The organism is Paraburkholderia fynbosensis, from assembly GCF_902859935.1.
Classification (GTDB): Bacteria; Pseudomonadota; Gammaproteobacteria; order Burkholderiales; family Burkholderiaceae; genus Paraburkholderia; species Paraburkholderia fynbosensis.
This window is the reverse complement of sequence record NZ_CADIKI010000041.1, coordinates 12,028-28,478: the sequence shown is the minus strand read 5'-3', so window position 1 is coordinate 28,478 and position 16,451 is coordinate 12,028. Positions and strand designations below refer to the sequence as shown.

Below are 16,451 nucleotides of genomic sequence, written 5' to 3'. Positions count from 1 at the left end.
TTGTCTTGTCCGCTGCCCAGTTGACCCATCATGACGAATCACTCCCGTCGATCGATGTCTTCCAGGATACCGAACAATCCGCGCGTCGACAGACTTTTTCAACACAATCAAGGAAACAGAAGACGTTCGAGTGCTCACGTGCGGATTCAATTGCGTGGCCCTTCCTGGCCGACCGCTGTCTGACGCGGAAGACCACGATCGACCCACTGCGGCCGGTCGACCTCCGCGGGCAAACGGCCGCTTCCGAGTTGATAACTCGGAAGCGCGCATTGGCGCAAGCCACCTGGCACGCTTGTCGATTCCCGCAGCTTTTACCGACAAAGCGCTCTCTCGCTTCGACAATCAGGTCGCCCACTTTGCTAAAACAGATTTTTCGACCGATATCGCGAATCGCGATCTTCCTCACCTCGTTCAGCGACGACACAAAAGAGAACCCGCATAAACTCGCAAATATGTGCAGTGCTTGTGTATGTGTTGTCGACGATCTGCGTGGCCATTTCGACAGGCTGCTTGTGGCCGATAGCGCCAGTTCGATGAACGTTCTATAGAGCGGCCGCTGAAACTTCAACGACCGCATACCGGCGGTTGCCGTGAATGCGAACTCTCGGCCACGAACAGTCACTCGCTCGGCGTGGTACTCGGAACGCGCAGACGACCGCTTCTCATTTGATAGCTGTCTGTCGCAATCCGGTGCGGTGCGCGAAAAAGCGCCTGTGGAATGTCGAGGTGAGATGCAGTACGTTCGTGACCGGCGCAGCGAAGACGAAGAGCCTTACGTCGACCGCCGCACCGGCCGCCCGGCGCCGCGTCGTTACTGCGTCTTCGAACGAGCAGCTTCGAACGCGTACGCGAGACTCAGCAACTTCGCATCGTCGTTCGCACGACCGAGAAACGACACCCCGACGGGCACATCGCCGGTCGCGACGCCGCCTGTCACCGAGATTTCGGGAAACCCGGTCGACGACGCGATGTACGACGGGGCATACTCGTCGGGCGAATGGCAGACATACGACGGATCTTTCTTGCCGTGAATCACTGACGCCGGGCAGCTCATCGTCGGGAACAGCAGGGCATCGAATTTGCCGTTGTCCATGATTGCAACAAGTTGCTCACGCAAATCGGGAATGGTACGCGTCAGGATGGAGATATAGGCTGGCGATTCGACCGTCGTGGTCTGGAAGCTTTCAACGAGTCCCTTATAACGGCCCGGATTGATCAACTTCGTGCCGCTGTCCGTTAGAGCGTCCAGCGACGTCATGAACGCGCCCATGTTCCTCGGTTGCCCACTCGACAGAGAGGCCAGGTAGGCATTAAATTGCGGACGGAATTCTGCGACGCCGACCGGGCCGAGCACGACATTCCACAGGTTCTCGAACACCTTTGGCAAGGTCACGTGGACGATGCGAGCGCCCGCATTTTCCAGCGTCTTCGCCGCCTCCAGCTTGATGTGGTCCACGTCCGGATTGCTGCCATCGAAGTTGTCAACCACAGCGATCGTGCGGCCGCTCAGTGCGTGCGGGTCGAGCGCAGCGGCGAATGGTGTCGACGGCTGCGGGGTCTGTTTCGTCGCGGCGTCCGCATCGTCCTGTCCGCGAATTGCATCTAGCACGATTGCCTGATCTTGGACGTTGGCCGTGATCACGCCCGCGTCGTCCGCTGTCAGCGACAGCGGAATAATGCCAGCGCGGCTCGTCAGGCCGAGCGTTGGTCGCATGCCGACGGTACCGGTCACGCTGGCGGGGCCGCGGATAGAGCCGCTCGTATCGGTGCCCAGCGCGAACGGTGCAAAATGCGCGGCCACGGCTGCCGCGGAGCCGCTACTGGAGCCCGACGCGTCGCGCAAAGGGTTGAACGGATTGACCGTTTGACCGCCGTACGAACTGTAGCCGAGCCAGCCATACGAAGCAGCCAGTTCTGACATGTTTGTCTTTCCGAGGAGGATCGCGCCGTTGCCTAGTAGCCTGTCGATGACCGACGCGTTCGAATCCGGTTTCGATGTCGATAGCGCGACTGACCCGCCACTTGTCACGATACCTTTCGTGTCGTAATTGTCCTTGGCGAGAAACGGAATGCCGCCGAGCGGCTCATCGGCGGAGGAATGGTGGCTTGCATGCGCATCGTCCCATGCCTTCGCTTGCGCAAGCGCGTCAGGATTAAGGGCGATCACCGCGTCGAGCGCCTTGCCGCGCTTGTTATCCCTGTCGATTTCCTGGAGATAGGCGGACACCACCTCAACTGCACGCACGTCACCCTTGTCCAGCGCCTCTCGCAAGTCGGTAATGCTCATCTTCACGATGGCGTTTGCCGCGACATGCGCTTGTGCCAACATGGGTAGTGCCCCCACCATTGCGACCGCCAGTGCCGCCCAACTTTTACGCAGAACCATCCACCGCTCCTAAATCCATATGCACGATTTGTCGATCGCCGGAAAATCCGGCGCATGCATAACGCAACTGTTATGCCATGTGCCTGGTCCGCATGCCCAGAGACCCGGCGACGGAATGCATCACGAACAGGGACGTTCGAAACGTTGGCGCACCACAACGGCACCGCTAGTCACCCGACTGGTGCGTGAGTTCAACTAGCGGAGTGCAGGCGACGCGAGAGCCGCGATGACCGGAGCGGTCGAACCGGTGACGATCGCCATTGATGTAGGTACGGCGCGTGTAAAAAGGCCGGAGACCTAGCGGCCGATATGGCTGATTGAATGGCCGTTTCAGTCGGCGATCGGTGACAGATGGAAGCAAAAAGCCGATTCGCGACGTTCTGTTGGCGCGAGAGCATTTGTGCGGCAGTCAGGTCGTTTTGGTCCGTAAAGCTACGCGCTCACCGTGATTAGACGGCGCAGTTTTCAACGGGAGGGCGCAAAAAGGCGCCGCCGTTCATTGGCGCTTCCCGCAGAGCTGCTTCATTTACCTCCACTTCGAGGGTGGATTCGATCATCGGAATGACGGATCCAACGAGTTCTTCATATTGGCGTCTGGCGTGCACTGCGACGGTGACTGGCGACTGGGTTCCGGGCACCAGTTTGCCAGTCTCGTCGACGTCCGTATTCCGCGCGGCAGCTTCAGAATAGGTCTTGGCCGCGTCTCGAAGCTTTGTCAGAGCCTTGTCGAGATCCTCGGTCGCCGGAGGGCGCACGAGGATGCCGCCGACGAACACAACTTGGGACAGGCCAAGGATCTGCAGCATCGTCGGGGGCACCTCAAAAGTCGCAAGGTGCGCGGCGCCGTCGAGGACGAGTGCGACCGCTACCGCAACGCTAAAAACGATCGTCTGCAGTTTGTAGACGTCGAATTCGCGGTTGGTTAAGACGAGGTCTTTCCATTGCGGACCTCTTTCCGCCTGTTCCTCCAGCACCCGGTTCGCCTGTAGCCAAGCCCAGTTTTCGAAGCTCAAGCGAGTCTTCGATGTATAGGTCACTTGGGAGACCGCTGCGCCTATGCCCGAGATACCTAACAAGGCCACAAGGGTTCCCGACAAATCGGTTAGTGTTCCTGTTCGTAGGACGAGCGAGAGTACAAGACTGCCGACGATAAACGAAAACATCAATACCTGAAACTTCTGGACGCTTGCCTGGTTGAATGCGTCAGCGGTCAGCTGAATCGGATTGATGTAATCGATCGGCTTGAACTGCTTTGCGGAGAACACCGACGGGTACTTCTCGGCCAGCTTTCCGTCGGTACTAACTTTGAGAATCGCCTTCCGCGATCGAGAGACGGCCCACGTCGACAGCAGAAACACGGTCACCGATACTGGAAGCCACAAGTAAGCTACCGAGGGCGAGCTAACATACGCCTGGATCATAGCCCACGACCTGAACTGTCCAGCAGCGCACTCGACTACGAGAAAATCGCGTCTGTAGAACAGCGGCCATACGTGGCTGTCACCGGGAAGCCGGACGTGAAGGAGCACGCTTTCGTTGGAGGGGAAGTTATCGTTGACGGCACTCGTCGTTGTTTCCGCTGAGACAACGATCGGCTGTGCGGCGCGGTTGGGTTCGAAGATGTGGAAGCGCTGCGGGTTGGCGCTGTCCAACCGCGTCCTGTAGACGATTCGGGCATCACCTTCCGCTGGCAGCGCGTTTGTGACGGCCGTAGCGGGGACAAAGCCCTTCATTTCTCTCGTGGCCTGCACTAAATCGGGGTTTTCGCCACACAAGCGCTCCAGCGCCGCAGAGGTCTCGGCCGCCGCGGCTCTTGAGGAGGACAGCGCCGAAAACAGGCTTAGGATGGCCAGCAGCGCTAAGAAAAGGCGTTCGAGAATCGCACTGCCAAGATCTCGACGGTTGTCGTAAAGATCGAACGGATGTCCGGACGGCGACGTGTTATAGCGCGACTGCCCCTCGCTGACCGGCTCGAAGCATTCGACTTCCGCCCGCAGTGTGGCGAGCGCCATCAATATAATTGGCTTGTCGGCCACCTTGTTGGTCAAGAGTGACGACAACAACGGTGGCAGATTCGCCTTGATGTTGCAGATGGGCGTTGCTGGAAACATGCGACTAACCACCTCGACAGTTACGCCTGCAATCGGCGATGGTAACGTGTTTGAATCGACAAGCCGTAGTGCGAACATTGTCCGCGGCCCCGCCAAGCCGTCGGGCAATAGTCTTTCGCTACTCTGAAAGGCGATGATTGCTGCGACAATGCCCTGCCCATACTCCCCGTCGATCATGCCCGGGTTGAAGCCATGCTGCATGAGTGCGCGCTGAAGTTCCCTGACATCGTCGCCACTATCGCCTTGCCGTAGCGATTGCGCATCCATGGCGTTCTGCTCACGAAGCATTGGTCACGATCGGCAGTACCAGTTGAGACCATAGGCGATGGCTTTCAAGATCGTAAGACGCCGTTGCGCATATATGTTCGATGACACACATAGGCGCGCCGCGACTCTCCCGCACGTTCGAACTAACGCAAGCAGCGGTCTTATCTGACGGCTCACATGCCGCCACCGTCGGCAGCCCAATATACCGCTGACCCAGCATTCAACCCCGCCCGATGCTGGCATTGACCGACCCGCCAGCTTCGTCTTGACGCAGGGCTCGGCTGGTTCCGGTCGTCACATTGATCGAGAGGGGACAGTGCAATGGCCCTTATGCCTCTACTAGCTGCCCTTGGCCCGCTGATTACGTGTCCGTCGGCAATGGGTCGTGCTGAGCCCGACGGATTGATTTTTCCGTTAGTGTGGGTGGCGTCAGGTGCTTAATGCCTCTTTGAATCCCTGTACGTCAGCTCGCCGGCTAATCACGATCTCCGCTGGACGCTGGAGCAGCGCCTTGCGTTCTTCCTCAGGGTCACGTTGAAGTCTGACAATTCACGCTCCATGGCTGAACTTTGGCGCGGGTTTGCACCTTGCAGCGCCTGTCGTCGACGCGCGGTCCGGGCCAGTGCTAGCGCAGCCATTGCAGCCTTTGCACATTCGTATTGAATTGGACCGCAAAGGTCGATGGGCTCGCCGAATTCCCGGAACGCTTCAACATACTCTCAAGTGGCGTGTACTGTGGCCGGATACTCGCGTAGTTCAGAAACGACTCTGCGGCTCAGGACGTTCCATCAAAGCTTGTCTGGATAGGCGCGATCTGCGCATGTGCCTCACCTCGCCAGACGAGTAGCCGCAGCGACCGATTGGGGCTCTGTGGTGAGATCGATCGTCGCATCGATCATGGACCTTCCACTTGATAGCCCCTCACCGGGCTGCCGGCTTTCCCGCATCGCGGGCTGATTATGATGTTGCAGAAGAATCCGGAAGATAAGTCCGTGCGTGATCAGCAGTAGAGGTACAACGAGAGTCGGAATGAAGTAGGTTGCGCCCAACTGCCCCGGCACGAGTCCGCCATCATTGGCCTGATAGAACGCGTTCAAGAGATCTGCCAGGCCCCACACGTTGAAGATCCAGACGACCACAATGCCAGCCCCGCGTGGCAGCAACACCAGTGATAACGACGCTAGTATCGCCGCAACGAGATCCCCATAGGCGGCGGAATACGCGAACGTAGACGGCAGCTCTGGCGACACGACGCCTGGGACAAGGAAGGCCAACCCAATGAAGCGAAAGCTGTGCAGGATGAGTAGAGGCCGCAGCGCTTCGACTGGTCGCAGGAGGCGGAGTTTTGGCCAGACGTATCGCCTGGTGAGGACTCCCCATGCGGTGAAGCTGAATGCGATGCTAACGAAAAACCACCAGAGCTGGGGCAGCATGAGTCTCTCCTTTGGTTCGACTTCCCGCGATCGCCCGCGAGAACTTAAGCGCGCAGCGCGCGTAGCTCTGCTATCACAGCGCCTCGCTCCGCATGAGCCGGGGCATGCTCGCGCAGCCAGACCTTGGACTCAGAGGCAAACTGCGGTTCTGACGGGAACGGACGGCGTAGTTCACGGTCGTAGCGCTCCAGATCGAAACCGAGGCTGAGCGGGGCGATCACGAACTGCGCGAACTGGCGAAGCCAATTGCCAGGCGTCCGCCGGTTGGCTGGAAGCGCCGCGTAGCGACGCGCGATCGTCTCGAAGTCCTCGGCTGGCTGACCGGTCACATCGGGGACGTCCGTGGTCGGAGCGCCCAGCTCAAAAGCCCCGCGTTTGTGATCGTCTACGTAGTAGCGAAGGCCGCTGATCAGGTCGATCGGCAAGCCGCCCATCCGGGCGGCCTTCATGAATAGCCAGCTCGGCGTCGGCATGACCTTGACCGATCGCCCGACCGCCCGGCCGATCGCCTTGGCCATGTCCTCCCCGCCAAGGAGCTCCGGTCCCGTGGGACGGTAGCTCCTCCCGGCGTGCCGTGCAGGATCCATCAGGGCCGCGACGGCGACTCGCGCGATATCCTCGTTGGACGGTGGCGCGTTACGGCTATCGCCATAGATCCAGGGAAATACGCCGAGGTGCGCAGCAAATCCAGTCAATGCGAGATAGGCGTCAGCGAAGAAGCCCGGCCTCACGATCGTATGCGCGACTCCCGGCGTCATCGAGAACAGTTGATCGACGAGCCAGAGTTGTCGGGTCATGAGGGCGGGATGCGAGGGACTCGACAGCCACTGGGTCAGGCTGACGATGTGTTCGAGCCCGGATTCCCTGGCGGCGACGGCGAAGGCGACCGCGCCCTGAATCATGTAGGGATCGAAAGGCGGACAAAAGTAGGCGCGCTGAACGTCTTTCAGCGCGTCGGCGACGCGCTCGACATCACTCAGGTCGGTAACCGCTATCTCGGCCCCCTGCGCTTTCAGCCGCACGCTGCGACCATCTTCCCGGTGCACCATGGCGCGTACGGGATAGCCGGCCTTCAGCAGTTCGGCAACAACGACGCTGCCTGTCTTCCCGGTCGCACCGGTTACGAGGATCCTTGGCTTGAGCATGATCGCCTCCGAGCAGTCGCGGTACTCATCAGTACCAGATGGTTGTTCCAGTATGGTACTATGCGGTACCGAATGTCAAGAGAGATCACGATGACCACGGTATCGCTGTCAAAGGACCGTCAGGAAGGCCGCGACGAAACTGAGGTGCGCGCGCGCATTCTCGATGCAGCCTTCGCGTCGTTCATGGCGAGTGGCTACGCGGCGACCAGCACGCTGGAGATCGCCACGCGCGCGCGGGTTTCGAAGCGAGAACTGTATGCGCTGGTGGGCAACAAGAAGGAAATGCTAGTCGCGTGCATCAGCGCGCGCGCCACGAGACTGCAGGTACCCGCTGACTTGCCCGTGCCGCGCGACCGAGAGACACTCGCGCACGTACTGACTTCTCTCGGGACGCAGCTCGTCCGCGAGATCACCGATCCAACGGTCATTGCGGTCTTCCGACTGGCGATCGCCGAGGCGGTCCATGCGCCCGAGGTGGCGCAAGCACTCGACTCGACAGGGCGCGAGACAAGCCGCGCCGCCTTGCGTCAAATCATGGCCCGGGCTCAGGCGTCCGGACTTCTCAATGGCCGCCCTGCCGAACTTGCCGAACAGTTCAGCGGGTTGCTGTGGGGTAATTTGATGGTCAGCCTGCTGCTTGGCGTCGCCAAGCGGCCGAACTCACGCGAAGTCGCGGCACGTGCCCGCAACGCTGCAGCTGTTTTTCTTCAACTTCATCCGCTCCCGTAGCGCTGCGATTCCCGACCTACATCGAATGCGTGGACGATCCGTTCGATGCCATGGTCACCTGACGATTCCGGGAGTGGCTCCCGGATGGCCGCTATGGAGAAATCTGCGAGGCGTCCTCGAATGGTAGCGCCTTGCCGACGGTTACTGGGAGCTGGCGCCGTAACGCTGCCCTTCACCGAAACGCCCGGCTCACCCGTCGAGCATTTTCGGCGATCATAGGCAACCGCGGTTCTCGGCCAACTACGATCAGTCGACGCCGCCACGCAAATTCGCGACAATCTGGCCTCGACAAGCATGTTAGAGCTTTTTAGGAATGCCCGGTTCTGGCTCATTAGAAAGTGCATTTACAGAAAGCGTTCGGGAAACTCGACAGAACCGTTCGAAAACGGCGTATGCGTCTTTTCCGAGCGATTTACGTCGAAAAAAGAATGCATCGATAACTATGCGCCATGTCGGGGGATTTCTGTTAATTGCCTCGGACGGGTGCCATATTGATCGCAGGGATGGCGCGGTCGCGCGCCATAATGCCCGACAGCAAAACTATGTCGAAAATGCCTGAAATCAGGTTTTTTCGCCTCTTACAGCATATCTTTGCTACCCCCTCAACGGCGACAGAGAAAGTACGTTGGAAATGCTCGACACCGATCAATTCGCTTCTACAACATATTTTTGCTTTCGCAAAACCCGAGTCACGCTCTTAGGACATATCTTTGCTCTCGCGACCCGAGTCGCACCCTTACCACATCACTTTGCCGCCGCACCCGGGGTTAGATGCCGGAAAGTTTGCGGCGGTTCTCTTGCACGTGCGCTACGGCGGGCCGGAGCATCAACATGTGGCTTGCCCTAGAGACTGCTATGGCTACATATCTATGCTCCGGTCGAGCGGTAACTGCATAGGAGTACTTCGGCGACGAATACCTGCACGGAAACCGCATTCCGATGCTCCGGCGAGCCGAGCTGCAAATACATTCATCGCCCATCCCGAAAGCCGCGTGCTAACGACAGTAGCGACACACCGGCGCATGCGTATGCTGATATCGATTTCCATGATGAACCTCCACACGTCAGGTTGACGTCCGTCAGTGTCTCCCGAAGGGAGGCGTCGGGTCCATCTCATTACAACCTTACTGACGTCGAGTTACGGTGTTCCAGCGACGATGTCAGAAATGGTCCAGTTGCTGGTCGACACCAGTACGTAATCTCCATTGATCCCTAACCATTTTTTCCCCCGCGATGGCGCATCGAGGCCATGACTACGCCAGTCATTCATCACGAAGTTGTAGTGGCGGTACTCAGCAGGAAGGCGTTGACCCTTGTGCCAGTCGCGATGCGGAATCGATGGCATGACCTGCTGACGGCCTCCTGCCGGGTTGGCCATCTGCTCCCCCCCTGCGTCCGGCGACGGCCCTGCCGCGATAGCGACGAGAGAGACACCGCAAAACGAAAGGGCGACCAGCTGCACGACAATCCGCTTGTTCATGATCAAAGCTCCCTGCCAGGAAAATAAGATAGGGCGTCGCAGCGTTCAATGCATTTTTCGACGTCACAATGTCAGCTCATCTTCACGAACTGCCTGACTCAACTTAGCCGCACATCGTTAGGACACCCACATTTACGCCACGGAACTGCTGCATGGTTATGCAATGCCAAGGTTCGGAGACTTGCCCGTTTCCGCAACGACACCGTCGGTAAATCGATTGACTCGAAGTTCGTTGCACGCGGCGACAGATATTCCGAATGCTCTCCTGACATCATCAGGAGGAGAGGATTTTCAGGTTTTACTGGTAGTGGTTCCGATTATAGTAAAAGGACCTTCGACTTCAAGGCGCCATACATGCTGGCACCACATACGCCGCAAGATCAAGAATTGCAGCTTACAAATGCCCGGCAAAGGTTGTCATATGAAAATCGACCACCCCCACGGCCTATGTAACTGCCCGAAGCACACCTAGGACACCCGCCCTCAGTCGTCCCGGGGTGGTGGAGCGGATTCTGCGGGTTGAATGTGCGCGGCCGAAGGCGTGGCATCCGGATACCGGCATAGGCGATGGCCACCGTCAAAAGCGGGCTTACGAAACCGAACACGGCGAAAGGCGCGTAGCTCAACGTAGCCACACGCAGCGTCGCCGCCATATAAGCACCGCAACTATTTCATGGGAGTTAGCGCGCCGGTCGGCGTGGCCGCATCGCCAACGCTGGCGACAGCACCACCGGATCGAACCCGCGCCCCGCAAACGCAGTCTTCAACATTCGCGCGGGAAGGACGACCGCGATGTACTGGTCGGCCGTGACGACGTTGGTGGCGACGATCGCCGCGACTAATGAAGCGACCAGCGCATCAGCTGATTTCGCCTTCTCGATGATCGGGGCAATCGGACGCTCGAGCATGCCGCATTTTTCCACCACGCCGCCGAACGCCAGCGCCGTGATGATCAGCCAGATCGTGTTCAGCATGCTGCCTTCGCGGCAGGCTACGCCCCCGGCGATGCCGTGGTCGCCGTCTCCCGCGGCGCCCTCAATTACCTGACCCGCGACGAGTTGCAGGGCGTGGTTGCCCACGAATTCAGCCACATCCTCAACGGCGACATGCGCCTCAACATCCGGCTGATCGGCCTGATCTTCGGGATCATGGCGTTGTCCATCATCGGGCGCATCCTGCTGCTCTCGTCCGGCAGACGTGCTTCAAACAGGGAAGATCGCCGTGCCCGCATTGCTCTGGTACCTCGTGGGAGCGTTCTTCGGTCGGCTGATCATGGCGGCGGTGTCTCGGCAGCGGGAGTACCTCGCCGACGCCAGCGCCGTGCAGTTCACACGCAACCCCGAGGGCATTGCAGGGGCGCTCAACAAGATCGGCGGACTGGCCGAGGGGTCGCGTGTTAGCAACCCCCAGACCGCCGAGGTCGGTCACATGTTTTTCGCCAACGCGTTCGCCGGCGAGGGGCTGGCCGGACTGCTGGCCACGCACCCGCCCCTCGTCGAGCGCATCCGCCGGCTCGATCCCCAGTTCGACGGCCGGTTCCCCGAAGTGCGGCCCGTCGGTGTCCAGCGGGAAGAACCGAAGGCCCCCGCCCCGCTCGCGTCCCGCCGTTCGCCGGGAACCCGGGTCTGCCGCAGGTGCCGGTGCCGGTCCTGGTGTTGGCCGACGAAGCGGCATCCCGGGCCGGCCATGTAGATCCGGAAGAAATCAGCTATGCCTAGGCGCTGCACGACGGCATGCCCGACTTGCTCCGTCTCGCCGCGCAGGAGCCCTTCAGTGCTCGCTCTCTGGTCTACGCGCTTCTCGTGAATCCGCTGGAGGACCTGCGGGAACTTCAGCTGATCCAGTTGAAGGCCAGCGCTGAACCGCAGGACTTCGCCGAAACCTTGCGGCTGGTCTGCCCTGTTCAGGCCCTGCCGGACACCCACCGGCTGCCCCTCCTGGAGCTGACCATGCCAGCGTTGCGGCAGATGTCACTCCGGCAGCACCGCGTGTTCCGCGCCCAGATCGAGGCGCTCATGATCGCCGACCAGCGGCTGAGCCTGTTCGAGTACACGCTCCGATGCGTGTTGCATCGCCATCTCGACGCCCAGTTCCTGCCGCAGCGTCAGACGCGTCCGGTGCACAACTCGCCGCAAAAACTGGCGCAGCCGGTGGCGACAGTGTTGGCGCTGGTGGCGTGGGAAGGGCAGCCGCAATCCGACCCGGCAGCGCGGGCTTTCGATATCGGCATGCGCAGCCATATCGGCGGCGACCACACCCATCGCTTACCGCGCCGCGGGGAATGCTCGCTCGCCGAGTTCGACGCGGGGCTGCGAACGCTAAATCAATCCGTGCCGGCCATCAAGCGCCGGGGCGTCGTCGCACGGCCTGCCGAGCTCCGAGGCGCACTCGGGACGCCGACGTTCAGCGGCTCGTTGCTCGCGCTTCTGTTCTGGTGACAGTCACTGACGCCGACAATGATTCCGCGGTCATGGGGAACGCAAACATTCCGAAAAGATTTAAGCTGAGCGAACGGATGAAAAGCTCTACGGAAGCGAGTGACTGTATCGCGGAAGAATTTCACGGCTCAAGTCGCGCCGAATATAGCGCCCACCGCGGATGCCACACCCATCGACAGCGCGCTCCAGAAGGTAACCCGTAATATGCCGGGACCCACTTTCGCTCCCCCGACGCGCGCGGCAAGTCCGCCAAGTATTCCGAGGGAAACCAGCGCCGTCACCGCGATACTCACGGCCACCCCTTGCTGCGGGGCGAGCGCCGTGACGATGAGCGGCAAAGCGGCTCCCACCGAAAAACTGCTGGCCGAAGCCAGTGCGGCCTGTAATGGATTTGGCGCGGTCGTTTCCGAGATACCCAATTCGTCGCGGGCATGTGCGCCAAGTGCGTCATGAGCCATTAGAGCCTGCGCAACCTGTTTGGCAAGCGCCATGTCGAGACCACGTCGCACGTAAATCGCCGCCAACTCCCGATGCTCGCGCGCGCTATCCGTATCGAGCTCCGCTTGCTCTTCGGCGAGCGCCGCTGTTTCTGTATCCGCCTGCGACGAGACCGATACGTATTCGCCCGTCGCCATCGACATCGCGCCGGCTACCAACCCAGCCAGGCCCGTCAGCACCAGATGGCCGTGCTCGGCGTGCGCGGACGCGACGCCGATTATCAGACTTGCCGTCGAGATAATGCCGTCGTTTGCGCCAAGCACTGCGGCGCGCAGCCAGCCAATCGTCTGGATGCGATGTGGTTCTTTGTGAGCCTTGGGCATCGGCATACCTTAGCGGTCTCGAATCTGATCGCGCCGCGGCCCTGCGTGGGGCAGCATCCGCTGCAGCACGTAGTCTTTCAGAAAAAAACGGTGGAACAACGCTGCGACGACATGCAGGCCAATCAATGCGAAGAGCACCCATGCGAGGATGCCGTGTACATCCCCCATCTCGTGACCGAAGGCCGAGCCCGGTTCGCTCAGTGCCGGATACGGCACGACGCCCAGCAAGCGGACCGTCCAGCCGCGCGAAGACGCGTTGATCCAGCCGAGCAGCGGCACCAGCATCAGGGCGACGTAAAGCAGAACATGCGTTATGCGGGAGACGACCGCAAGTAACGGCGGCAGCTCGTCCGGCGTGGGCCGATGCGTCAATCGCCAGATCACCCGGATTGCCATCACCGCGACGAGCGTCGCGCCCACGCCAAGATGCCAGGCGATGAGATTAACGGGCTGCGTGTCCTTGTGGACATCCGGCATCGTCCAGCCGATCACAAACTGCATAGCGACCAACAGGACGGTCAGCCAGTGCAGCGTGCGCGCGACTGCATCGTACGCCGGGCGCATCATTGCGTAGGCCTTAGCCATTCCTTCTCCTCAAGTTGTCGGGAATTGATGGATTGATGAGGCGCACTGCCTGCGAATTGTGAACCGCTGGCCCGAAAAAAGCACTGCACAATTTGACCCATGCTGTACGGAATCATTGGGTGACTGCGGCTCACAGGTGATCCCATCAGTTGCATGACGACCACGGCCAAACTGTTTTTCGAGCGCCGGTCGATTCCAGTAAACTTGTTCACGCAGGCCTCCTGTGCGTCAAGCCGGTGGGTTTGCACCCTGACTCTACGCCAACCGTTCTACCGGAACGGCGGCAGGCCGACTATATGATTAGCAAAGTCGAAAAAAGGGATCGTCAAGGCTATGCAGAATTTTCTCGTCGAAATCAATTCGGACGGATGGGCCTTCCTCTGGAATGCACTCGCCACTTTCTCGTTGAGCCTGTGCGCCGCCGCATCGATACTGGTAATCGGATGGTGGGTGGCCCGCCGCGTTTCGCTGTCGCTGGCCCGGCTTCTTGCGCGTCAATCGCGCATGGACGCCACGCTGCGGCCGATCCTCTGCGACATCTGCCTGTGGGGCATTCGTATCGTCGCGATCATCGGCGCGCTGTCACAATTGGGCATCCAGACGGCCAGCATCGTTGCAGTGCTCGGCGCCGCCGGCCTTGCGATCGGTCTCGCGCTGCAGGGAACAATGCAGAACATCGCGGCCGGCATCATGCTGCTACTGTTAAGGCCCTTCAAGGTCGGCGACTTTATCGATGGCGGGGCCGGCAGTATCGCGGGTACGGTCGAGGCAGTCAGCCTGTTCACGACGCGTCTCACCAAACCCGATGGCATCTGCGAATATGTGCCGAACAGCCTGTTGTGGAGCAATTCAATCCGCAACTACAGCCGCAATCCGACGCGCCGGCTCGATCTCGAAGTGGAAATATCAATGCGCGACGATGTAGATCGTGCACTGCAGGCACTGCGCACCCTTGCGGCAGCCGACCCACGTGCGCTCAGGGAGCCAGCGCCACAAGTGATGGTCAGCCGCTTCGACGATAGCACAGCGGTGCTGAATATCCGCGTCTGGTCGAACGTCGGTGCGTTCTGGGACATGCGCTGGGATCTAGCGCGCCAGGTGCGGCAAACACTGACCGACGCGCAATGTTCGTTGCCGTTGCGCAGCCGCGAATTGCACATCGTGCAGAGCGCGACCCGTGTCGACGCACCTGCCGCCGGCCAGACAGGACCGTCCACCGTTAGAAAGCCGGAGCAGGAAGTGTGATCGAGAAATGTTGAAGTATCTTGATTGCGCAGAGTAGCTGACGTGTGGTGGTCGATCCATTCGATCGCGAGGTGATCACATCGGGGTCTTCGTCGTCGTGCCCCCACCCGCCGTCGACGCGCTCAATCACATAAAGGATTACCGAGGTCTTGCGGGAAAGTAGCAACGGCCGCCAGGTCGCCCCGACGATGGCACCGGTGCGGGCCAAATTCGGAAAGTAAACTTTCCTGAACCAAAGGCTTGCTTAGCGCGGTGGCGAGAGACGTCTGAAACGTTTCCATAGCTTCTTCAATGGCTCATGATCGGCGGCAGCGCGTGAAGCGAGATAACCGCGCGCGAACGCTGCGCCAGTGGTAGCGTCGGGCGATGTCCTCGGGAGCGATGTGAGAAGCTGGTCGGCGACAACGACATCGTTGCGCCAGCCCAGATCATCCTGGAGTGCGGTCAACGCCTCGACATAATGCTTGACTGCGCGCCTCGCGCACAGCGACGCGAAGAACTCTGTGGCATAACGGACTTTCTTCGCTGCAATGCGGGCACGGTGGCGACGGTGATCGTCCAGATCGGCAAGCCGCTTGCCGCGTTTGATCAGTTTCCTGTGCCGACGACGCAGAACGTCCGCTGCAAACTGCACGGCGGGTGTCGCAATGACCTCGCGTTGTTTGTCGGACATCCCCTCTCGCCATCCCTTCCGATTCAACCAGATCGCGACCTGGAGTACGAGCCGCGTATAGCGAACCGACTCGACCGCGGCGGCCGCGCGCTGCCGGTTGCTCACAGCGATCTGCTCGCACGCCTGCTGGACAGGGATGATCTCGTCCGCGTTCCTGCCTGTCGCCGCCTGTTGGAGCGTCGATCCCGCCAGCACTTCCCAATCGCGTGCAGCACCGAGTTCCGATGCGATCCAGCGCAGCTCTTCGTCAAGACCGGGACAGGCGGGAATCACTTTGGCAAACAGATCGAGGGCCGAGCGCAGGCGACGAAGCCCCACGCGCATCTGATGTACGCAGGACGGATCGTGGCCAGACACTACGCCACGTTCGTTCGCATGGATCTGATCCAGACAGTTGCGGGCGATACTGCAGAATGCATCCTCGAGCGAATCGCGCCTTCCCAGGTGCACCGGCTGCGCCTTTATCGCCTCGCTATGGGCCGCTACGAGCAGTTCGTAGCCGAGATCGGCCTTGCTGAGATGGTCGATACGCAGGGGCACGGTTTCGAGGAGTTCAAGCGCCAGGCCGTACAGGCTCTCTGCTTGCCCTTGTTTCAACTCCAACTCCACTGCCGCGATTCGAACCGAGCCCGAGTCCGCTTCGACGATCCCCTCGTCGAGCGCCACTTCGAGTTCGTCTCCAGACGGCAAACGCAGTGGAATAACGGATCGATTGATCCGCGTGACGAATACGGGCTTCAGGCGGGCGGCAGTCGATTCGTCACAAATCAATCTGCCGCAGTCGGTATCAGCGGGTATCTGATCTTGCAGCAGCTTCAGATCGGGCGTGTCGCTATCGACCGGCAGCTCGAATTCGTCCCTGTCGAACAGGCCCGCCCGTGCCGATCCTTCGAGCTTCAACGTCTGGAGCCGCTCGTCGCCGATGCAACGCACGCGAAGGGAAGCCCCGCACCAGTGGAAAGCGAGTTCGGGGGTGTCGAAATACGTGCTTGTCAGCAATGTGGGAGCGCCTGCTGCGCCTTCCGCTTGCGCAAGCAGAGGTGCGTGACGCAACTTCTCAAGATCTTCGGCAGGAATTCGTAGCTTCAACTCTCGCTCCATACCGCCTCCCTTTTGCGTGCCGGACTCTGGGACTATG

13 protein-coding genes and 1 pseudogene are annotated in these 16,451 nt (G+C 60.2%); 4 read left to right on the top strand and 10 right to left on the bottom strand.

The window, feature by feature from the left end; translation table 11 throughout:
- A partial coding sequence (locus HV770_RS38340; RefSeq protein ID WP_217468705.1) for a hypothetical protein occupies positions 1-548 on the top strand: 548 nt, incomplete at its 5' end.
- Between the two features lie 263 nt (positions 549-811).
- Here the strand turns inward: HV770_RS38340 and HV770_RS36775 are convergent.
- The 4 genes from HV770_RS36775 to HV770_RS36760 all read right to left on the bottom strand — a co-directional run bounded on the left by HV770_RS36775 (position 812) and on the right by HV770_RS36760 (position 7,342).
- On the bottom strand, positions 812-2,386 hold the full coding sequence (locus tag HV770_RS36775; RefSeq protein ID WP_217468704.1) for an amidase: 1,575 nt from the start codon (positions 2,384-2,386) through the stop codon (positions 812-814).
- A 449-nt stretch (positions 2,387-2,835) separates the two neighbouring features.
- On the bottom strand, positions 2,836-4,764 hold the full coding sequence (locus HV770_RS36770; RefSeq protein ID WP_175166324.1) for a peptidoglycan-binding domain-containing protein: 1,929 nt from the start codon (positions 4,762-4,764) through the stop codon (positions 2,836-2,838).
- An 827-nt stretch (positions 4,765-5,591) separates the two neighbouring features.
- The gene (locus HV770_RS36765; RefSeq protein WP_175166323.1) at positions 5,592-6,197 is read right to left on the bottom strand and encodes a hypothetical protein; all 606 of its coding nucleotides are present in this window, start codon (positions 6,195-6,197) and stop codon (positions 5,592-5,594) included.
- A 44-nt stretch (positions 6,198-6,241) separates the two neighbouring features.
- Positions 6,242-7,342 (bottom strand): NmrA family NAD(P)-binding protein, encoded by a 1,101-nt coding sequence (locus tag HV770_RS36760; RefSeq protein ID WP_175166322.1) that lies wholly within the window; start codon positions 7,340-7,342, stop codon positions 6,242-6,244.
- A gap of 90 nt (positions 7,343-7,432) precedes the next feature.
- Between HV770_RS36760 and HV770_RS36755 the strand changes: the two genes are divergently transcribed.
- Positions 7,433-8,071 carry a TetR/AcrR family transcriptional regulator gene (locus HV770_RS36755; RefSeq protein WP_175166321.1) on the top strand — a complete coding sequence of 213 codons (639 nt, stop codon included), beginning with the start codon at positions 7,433-7,435 and terminating at the stop codon, positions 8,069-8,071.
- A 1,138-nt stretch (positions 8,072-9,209) separates the two neighbouring features.
- On the opposite strand, the gene HV770_RS36750 is transcribed toward HV770_RS36755, so the two are convergent.
- Together HV770_RS36750 and HV770_RS36745 are read right to left on the bottom strand one after the other, a co-directional pair.
- Complete coding sequence (locus HV770_RS36750) at positions 9,210-9,551, bottom strand: RcnB family protein (RefSeq protein WP_175166320.1); 342 nt, start codon at positions 9,549-9,551, stop codon at positions 9,210-9,212.
- A gap of 680 nt (positions 9,552-10,231) precedes the next feature.
- A complete protein-coding gene (locus tag HV770_RS36745; protein WP_175166319.1) occupies positions 10,232-10,525 on the bottom strand; it encodes a Na+/H+ antiporter NhaC family protein in 294 nt (97 codons plus the stop codon).
- Between the two features lie 3 nt (positions 10,526-10,528).
- Between HV770_RS36745 and HV770_RS39995 the strand changes: the two are divergent.
- Positions 10,529-11,914, top strand: a pseudogene (locus HV770_RS39995) (M48 family metalloprotease); the annotation flags it as partial.
- Positions 11,915-12,117: 203 nt separating this feature from the next.
- Here HV770_RS39995 and HV770_RS36735 read toward each other — a convergent pair.
- Genes HV770_RS36735 through HV770_RS36725 form a run of 3 tightly spaced genes read right to left on the bottom strand, consistent with a single transcriptional unit; the run spans position 12,118 to position 13,607 of the window.
- On the bottom strand, positions 12,118-12,810 hold the full coding sequence (locus HV770_RS36735) for a VIT1/CCC1 transporter family protein (protein ID WP_175166318.1): 693 nt from the start codon (positions 12,808-12,810) through the stop codon (positions 12,118-12,120).
- A 9-nt stretch (positions 12,811-12,819) separates the two neighbouring features.
- Positions 12,820-13,377, bottom strand: coding sequence for a cytochrome b (locus HV770_RS36730; RefSeq protein WP_246291579.1), 558 nt, complete (start codon positions 13,375-13,377; stop codon positions 12,820-12,822).
- Positions 13,374-13,607: a hypothetical protein gene (locus HV770_RS36725; RefSeq protein ID WP_175166316.1), complete on the bottom strand. Its 234-nt coding sequence runs from the start codon at positions 13,605-13,607 to the stop codon at positions 13,374-13,376. The genes HV770_RS36730 and HV770_RS36725 overlap by 4 nt, the downstream gene beginning before the upstream one ends.
- Positions 13,608-13,728: 121 nt before the next feature.
- Between HV770_RS36725 and HV770_RS36720 the strand changes: the two genes are divergently transcribed.
- Positions 13,729-14,640, top strand: coding sequence for a mechanosensitive ion channel family protein (locus HV770_RS36720; RefSeq protein ID WP_175166315.1), 912 nt, complete (start codon positions 13,729-13,731; stop codon positions 14,638-14,640).
- Positions 14,641-14,884: 244 nt separating this feature from the next.
- Here HV770_RS36720 and HV770_RS36715 read toward each other — a convergent pair whose 3' ends face one another.
- Entirely contained in the window at positions 14,885-16,414 is a 1,530-nt protein-coding gene (locus HV770_RS36715) for a CYTH and CHAD domain-containing protein (RefSeq protein WP_175166314.1), read from the bottom strand.
- Positions 16,415-16,451: the final 37 nt, after the last annotated feature.